Annotated in this window: 5 protein-coding genes and 1 pseudogene; 3 read left to right on the top strand and 3 right to left on the bottom strand. The window is 62.7% G+C overall.

Annotated features, from left to right (window positions below):
• The coding region (locus tag FKP22_RS19000) for an SDR family oxidoreductase (RefSeq protein WP_141289283.1) at positions 1–600 on the top strand (600 nt) is incomplete at its 5' end.
• Between the two features lie 113 nt (positions 601–713).
• On the opposite strand, the gene FKP22_RS19005 is transcribed toward FKP22_RS19000, so the two are convergent.
• Both FKP22_RS19005 and FKP22_RS19010 read right to left on the bottom strand, forming a co-directional pair.
• A complete protein-coding gene (locus FKP22_RS19005; RefSeq protein WP_141289284.1) occupies positions 714–1,238 on the bottom strand; it encodes a GNAT family N-acetyltransferase in 525 nt (174 codons plus the stop codon).
• A 219-nt stretch (positions 1,239–1,457) separates the two neighbouring features.
• Positions 1,458–2,231 carry a DUF5984 family protein gene (locus FKP22_RS19010; RefSeq protein ID WP_231010850.1) on the bottom strand — a complete coding sequence of 258 codons (774 nt, stop codon included), beginning with the start codon at positions 2,229–2,231 and terminating at the stop codon, positions 1,458–1,460.
• A gap of 289 nt (positions 2,232–2,520) precedes the next feature.
• Here FKP22_RS19010 and FKP22_RS19015 point away from each other — a divergent pair, with 289 nt between their 5' ends.
• Positions 2,521–3,051 (top strand): hypothetical protein, encoded by a 531-nt coding sequence (locus FKP22_RS19015; protein ID WP_170200958.1) that lies wholly within the window; start codon positions 2,521–2,523, stop codon positions 3,049–3,051.
• On the top strand, positions 3,048–4,940 hold the full coding sequence (locus tag FKP22_RS19020; protein ID WP_141289287.1) for a caspase family protein: 1,893 nt from the start codon (positions 3,048–3,050) through the stop codon (positions 4,938–4,940). The genes FKP22_RS19015 and FKP22_RS19020 overlap by 4 nt, the downstream gene beginning before the upstream one ends.
• A gap of 118 nt (positions 4,941–5,058) precedes the next feature.
• Here FKP22_RS19020 and FKP22_RS32260 read toward each other — a convergent pair.
• Positions 5,059–5,806: pseudogene (locus FKP22_RS32260) on the bottom strand (hypothetical protein); the annotation flags it as partial.

Genomic DNA, 5,806 nt, shown 5'->3' on the forward strand with positions numbered 1-5,806 from the left:
GGCGGCCAGGCGCTTGCCCTCGCGGTCGACGTGACCGACCAAGCCGCACTGGACCTCGCGGCAGCCACCATCCGCAAGACCTGGGGCTGCATCGACCTGGTTTTCAACAACGCCGGCGTGATGCTGCCCGGCGCCATCGGCCAGCAGGACACTGCCGAATGGCAGCAGCAGATCGACCTGAACATCAGCGGCGCGATGCGCGTGATCCAGGCCTTCGTGCCGCAGCTCGAAGAGGCCGCGGCCAAGGGCGGAACCGTGGACCTGATCAACACCTCGTCCATCGCCGGCCAGTACCTGTTCCCGTACTTCGCCGTGTACTCTGCCACCAAGGCCTACGTCAGCCACCTGACCCGCCACCTGCGCATCGAGCTCGGCCCGAAGAACATCCGCGTCTCGATGATCGAGCCCGGCATCGTCGCCACCGAATTGCAGGACCACGTCACCTTCCAGGGCGCCAAGGACTGGCTGGCCAATGCCGCCAAGAGCATCGACTTCCTGCAACCCGCAGACGTGGCCCAGGTCGTCGGCTTCATCGTCTCCCAACCCAAGCACGTGAACCTGCAGCAGGTGGTCATCATGCCGACGAAGGAAGGGGTGTGAGCCACTGGACCCTGGCGCGCCGCGAGCAGACCTGAACGCGGGCACAACAGCCTCTGTCGACACCGGCTGGCCGCGCACACGCAGTCTTCGCGCGGCTGCCCCCGAAGGCCCATTCAGCGGCGGGTCATGCTGTATGTCGACAGGTCCTGTCCATACCAACGCTGAAGGCCGCGGAAGTGCATGCCCAGGCGCTTCATGACATTGGCCGAAGCCAGGTTGGCGGGGTCGCAGACCGCATACAGCTCATCGGCGTGCAGGTCGTCGAATGCAAAGCAGGCGATGGCCTGCGCAGCCTCGGTGGCCAGCCCCTGGCCCCAGCGATCACGACGAAGCCGCCAGCCAATCTCCAGCGGACAGGCCGGGTCTGGGTGCACGCTCGCTTCCCGGCGCAAGTTCTGCAGACAACCCGCGCCCACGAGTTCGCCGCTGGCCACATCAAAAAAGCTCCACCACGCATAGCCAAATTCGACCCAGCGCTGCTTGACCCGCGCCACTACCGCCACGGTCTCTTCCATCGTCTCGGGCCGGCCCGAGATGTAGCGCATGACTTCCGGGTCAGCGTTCAAGGCATTCAGCCCCGCCACGTGGCTGTCCGTGAAAGGTTCCAGGCGCAAGCGGGCGGTGGTGAGCGTGGGCATCGTGCAAGGCGATTGATGGCTGCGAGCTTCCAGCGCGGTTGGGCTGTTGCCCATACAAAGAGGCATCCGCTTCGATGCGGAGCAATGTCGTGGCGCCTATGATCGCGGCCGTGCGGATGGTGGTCAATTATGAGCAGCAGTGCTGCCGGCGTCGCTGGTCGGCCACTTTCAGACGCCCGCAACGGGCTGCTTCGGAGCAGCATGGGTTGGGCGGTCCGCTTATGCGCCAATCGCTTTCAGCGCTTGTCGTACAGCCTGCCAATCGGTCGGCGAAGGCAGTTCGCCGAATTGCACCTCCGAGAGACGCATCCGCATCTGGTGTTCACGATGCAGCCCTTCTAGGTCGACGTGGATCTCAGGCGAGAGTGCGCCCGCCGCTACGCGCCCAACCCGTTCCGCCATGCTGCTCATGAGCCGCTCATGGAAGCTGATGCACTCCGCCACGAAGTCCGATCGGGCCAGACTGTAGTTGCCGAACAGCGCCGACCATGCGCCGAGACCATCGAAAAGCTTCTCCCGGTTGTCCCATTCAATGTGAACCATCGAGATGTCTGACCACATCAAGACGTCCGCTGAAGGAGTCAGGTACGCAGTATCCAGCTCGCGTTTGCCTATCCAACTGCTCGCGCAGTCGATGGTCGACCAATACTGATCGTCATCTCGTTCGGCGTTCTTGTCACACCAAGTCGAAAACTTGGCCAGCGTTGCATCGCGGCCTTGGCCGGAGATGTAAGGTACCAAGTCGAAAGGGATACGCTCGAGAGCGTACGTAGCAAGCGCGATGACGTCTTCGTACAACCGCGCTGCCTGGTAGTCACAGAACCGCGGAGTCCCGTGCCGCTGAGCGTCCTCGCTGTACTCCAGGAGCCTGGATCCACCTACTTCGATCCAGAACTCACTATCGGTCAGCCCATACCAGTGAAGACGCTGAGCCCCTGGCTCACCCCAGGGCCTGATCTCAGCGAGCGGTCGAAGTTCGAAGTTAAACAGCATGGCCCAGAATGTAGCTGCGCGACTGAGGCCATGCACAGCACCGCCGGCCGGTGTCGGTGAGCGTCCAGGAGCGGTCAGCCCCAGTGGCAGCTTCCCGTGCGTGAAAACGCAAAGGCGCCATGGCCGCTGCACGCCAAGATGCAAGAGGCAGTTCAAGCACAGGTAATAGCCAGCCCCAAATGCTATGAGTTCATCGCCCAACCGAGTCGATTTCCTTCACGACAAGTCCGCGACAGAGGCGTTCGAGCGAGAGTTCATGAAGTTTCTAGGCGACGCCCTCAAACTGCGAATGTCCCAGCTCATCCCAGCCGAGAACGTGCAGCGGTTCCGCCACGGGGGCGACTGGAGTCACCCCGGACTGCCCAATGCGTACAACGCTGGGATGCAACAGCACTCCTCCGAAGTCGCCATTCAGTTCGATGAGCTGGTGAACCACGACCTTTCGGCCATCTCGCGCTACGTGGACAAACTTGTCGAGGACCTGAACGCTCAGTTCCAGCGAATGATGTACGCCACCATTTCGGCGGCCTGTGACCAGAGCGGAAACGTGGTCGACGCGTTATCGGCAGGCGGGCCGATCGAGGGCTTTGCGGCCATGCTCGAGACCATCCGCTTCAGCGCGGACAAACACGGAAATGTGCAACGGCCTCAGATTCATCTGTCTCCGGAGGCCTTTGAGCGCTTTCGGCGAGCGCAGGAGTCGGCACCGCCAGAGCTGCTTCAGCGTATCCAGCAACTGGATGAGATTCGATCCGCCCAGGCCATCGAGGAGGAAATCCAGCGCAAGGCTCGGTTCGCACGCTACGGAGAGGCGCCGTGAGAGTTTTGCTGGCTATCGGCTGCAACGAGTACAACGAAGCGGGTCCACTAACCGGCGCAGAGCCTGACGCCCAGCGCATCTTCGATGCACTCGTGAGTGCAAAGTCACCGTGGTATGACGGTGGCAGATCTCGCCTCTTGCGGTCTCCGACGCTCGATGACGTTCGAGCAGTGCTGCGCGACATGCTGTTTAAGGGTCCAGAGATTGAGACCTTCACCTTCTTCTTCGCGGGCCACGGAGGGGTACACGCTGGCAGCTTCTACATGTGGTTGAAGGACACGATGAAAGCCGCGCAGTCTGTTTCGGCGTTGGCGTTGGCTGACTTGTTCCGTAGCATCAACGAGGCCGCACCTCGGCAGACGAACATCATCATTGATGCCTGCGAAAGTGGCGGCTTGGTGGACGATCTTGGCGTGTTGCTCAAGCCCGAGCTGCTCGGGGACGTTGGTACCCCCGCCCTCACACTCGTCGCAACGTCCGGACGTAACCAGTACGCCGGTGAGACCGCCGCCGGCGGGTTGGGAACCAACGCGCTGCTCGATTGCATAGAGGGCAGAGAGGTGATCAACGACACAGTCAGTGCTCTGGACCTGGTGGACATTGGCCGCAGAGTTGCTGCCAAGCTTCAACCCGAGGGGCAAAACCCCGTCGTTTGGGGACTCAATCTCTACGGGCCGCCAAGTTTTTGCCGCAACCCACGCTTCAGCAATGACGGACTTGAGCGCATGCGCGACTTCGTGCAGACCTGGCCGACCCAGACTGATGACATCGTTAAAGCGAACCAGGACGCGCTTTGGACCACATATTTGTCCGTATCCGGTGATTGGAGCCAGAAGCGATTCCAGCGTCTGGTGTGGTCGATTGTTCAGGCTCCCAACCTGCCTTCCGACCAGATCGCTACCGTCATCGAACGTCTCGCCGCGGCCTTCCTGCAGCGGGCGGCCCAGTGCGAAGACCCCTACCGGAGCGTTCTAGCGGCGGCAATCCTCGCCGCCTCTTTACTGCCCCACGTCGAGAATCCCGCGGCTCACGCAGTCGCCGAAAGACTGACGGGAGAAGTGGCAAAGGCCCTGCTGGATGCCAACGCTCGCCTCATTTCGAGCTTGTCAGCTGATCGGTTCGCGCTGCTGTCATCGAGAAATGGCGGGCTGGCGGACTTGTACTTCCTTCCGCTGCGGGTCTCACAGGCGCTGGGGTGGGCGGCGGCCGGTCCCTACGTCGCCCGAACGGAAGAACAGAGAGCGCAGGCGGTCGATCAGATCAAGGTGCTGCTGCCATTGATCCTTGAGCACTATGAGCGATCGTTGGTGGCACTGAATGACTCGCAAGCAAGTGCCTGGTGCATCTGTCTTGCCCAGGCATCGGAGGTCGGGCTGATGGACGAAGGCGAGCGCCTCGCCGGACTGCTGTTCTATTCCTTGGCCGCTTCAGGTGGACGGGTCGCCCGCGGCGATCTGCCTGCAGAGGATGCGCTGGCTTACCTCCTGGCCAAGATGTCTGGCGATTATTCGGGGGTCGCGGAGCTAATCGAGCGGCCGATGGCAACCATTGCAGTGCTGCTCAAGGCCGCGCGACTATTCGACCTTGATGAGGTCTTTGACGAAGCGCTGTGGCGGCTCGACGGGGTTAGCCTCTCCGCATATATGCCCGCCAACCTGGCGCATTTCAACGACGAAGTCATGCGCGGCGGCGAGAACGTTGTATGGGCAATCGGGCGTGACGTGTTCCGAACAACGGACTTCTTGGCGACTTGGCCGTCAATGATGCCCGCGCCCGCCACAGCGGTCACCAAGGCGCTTTCTGTACTCGCTGCACTGACGCTACCGGACAGACAACCCTGGTTCCTCTTGGATGCCACCACCTCCGACGAGCGACCGCTTCAGGGATGACCACTGAGTTCCACCAAACGACCACAAGGGCGCCGCCCCTCAGGCTTATCCGAAAGGCTCCGCAGGTCGCCTGGAAGCGACCCCTTTGCAAGCGGTGGCAAGCCAGCCGCCTGCATGTTCAACCCAAGCGCACAAACAACGCCGAAGTCCACACCCGCGACTGGTCGCGCTGGCGGGCGGTGATGAACAGCGGGTGTTCGCGGTCTGCGTCCAGCGCCAGCGAGGCCAGGTCGATCTCGCCTTGCAGGTCGCGGGGCAGTGGCTGTTCGGTGATGCGCTCGATGCTGACGCGCAGTTCGGCGCCGGGCAGTTCGCGCACCAGGGCGTGCTGCTCCAACAAGTCCCGGCCGCTGATCTTCAGTTCCACGTCTGGCGCGTAAGGGTGGGCTGGTGGGTCCAATGGGTCGCCGACCTTCACGTAGCCGTGGATCTGGGCGCGCACGGTGATCTCGGCGTTCACCAGCGCGACGAGCGTGAGCTCGATGCTGTCGGTGTCGCCATGCGTGGCGGTGCGGAAGGCCAGCGTGGTGGTGTTCTCGCGCCAGCAGGTCTGCTCAGGGTTGTCGAAGCCGAAGGACTCGAAGCCGCCTATTGGGGTGCCTTTGACTTCCACCGTGCCGCGCCAGCAGGCGGCGCGATAGCGGTCCTTGATGCGAGCGCCGCCCAGGCGAATGCGGATGCGCTGCAGCGAGAAGCCAAGCTCCTGGTGCAGGTTGCGCTCCCACACGGCGTTTTCGCCGCGGAACAGCTGCACCGATTCCCAGCCCGCATCGCCCAGCAGGTGGTAGCGCAGCGGCTGCCCGCCGGCGCTGCGGCAGACCTCGCCCATCCAGTGCGCACCGAGCTGCAGCGCGGCGTAGCTGCGT

The sequence above is a fragment of the Ideonella azotifigens genome (genome assembly GCF_006519715.1).
GTDB classification, from domain to species: Bacteria; Pseudomonadota; Gammaproteobacteria; order Burkholderiales; family Burkholderiaceae_C; genus Ideonella; species Ideonella azotifigens.

What these genes read in the sequence shown, in the direction of transcription:
- FKP22_RS19005 (WP_141289284.1), bottom strand. Translation starts at nt 1,238, where the DNA reads ATGCCCACGCTCACCACCGCCCGCTTGCGCCTGGAACCTTTCACGGAC.
- FKP22_RS19015 (WP_170200958.1), top strand. Translation starts at nt 2,521, where the DNA reads ATGTCCCAGCTCATCCCAGCCGAGAACGTGCAGCGGTTCCGCCACGGG.
- FKP22_RS19010 (WP_231010850.1), bottom strand. Translation starts at nt 2,231, where the DNA reads ATGCTGTTTAACTTCGAACTTCGACCGCTCGCTGAGATCAGGCCCTGG.